The organism is Devosia geojensis, from assembly GCF_000969415.1.
In the GTDB taxonomy this organism is placed as follows: domain Bacteria; phylum Pseudomonadota; class Alphaproteobacteria; order Rhizobiales; family Devosiaceae; genus Devosia; species Devosia geojensis.
In genome coordinates, this window is the sequence record NZ_JZEX01000098.1 from 1 (window position 1) to 569 (window position 569).

A 569-nucleotide genomic window follows, 5' to 3' on the forward strand; every position below is an offset into this window, starting at 1 on the left:
CTCCTCCTCCTTCTCCTTCTTTTCCCCTTTCTCCCCCCCCCCCCCCCCCCCCCCCCTACGTCCACCCGCCCTTTCTCTTCGTCCTTCTCAAACTCCTTTCATGTTCGTCGCTCATCCTTCCGATCGCTCTCTTCTTCTGTATCATCTTCTTCTTCCTCGCCTCGCCCTGGGTGGTTCTCTTCTTCTTCTTCGTGTTGTTGCTTGTGCTGGTCGTGGCTCTCTCTCCTTCTTTTTCTCTTTCCTTTCTCCCTCCTTTCTCTCTCTTCCTTCTCTTTCTTCTCTTTTCTCTCTTTCTCTCCTTCTTTCTCTTCTTTCGTCACCTTTTCCTTTTTTTCTTCTCCTCTTTTCTCTCTTTTCTTTCTCTCTTTTTCCTTCTTTACCCTCTCGCTCTTTCCTTTTTCTTTTTCTTCCTCCCACCTCCTGTTCTTCTCCTCTTCTTTTGCCATTTCTCCTTCGCCTCCCTCCCCTTGTCTTTCTACCCCCCCTCCCCTCTTTTCCCTTCCTTTCCTCCTCCTTCTCCTTCTTTTCCCCTTTCTCTCTTTTTTTCCTTCCTTCTTCCCCCCTCCCTT

The 569-nt window shown here is 49.2% G+C and carries 1 protein-coding gene; it reads right to left on the reverse strand.

The window, feature by feature from the left end:
• Positions 1–98: 98 nt before the first annotated feature.
• Positions 99–569: hypothetical protein (locus tag VE25_RS22975; protein WP_201776071.1), on the reverse strand; the 471-nt coding region annotated here is incomplete at its 5' end.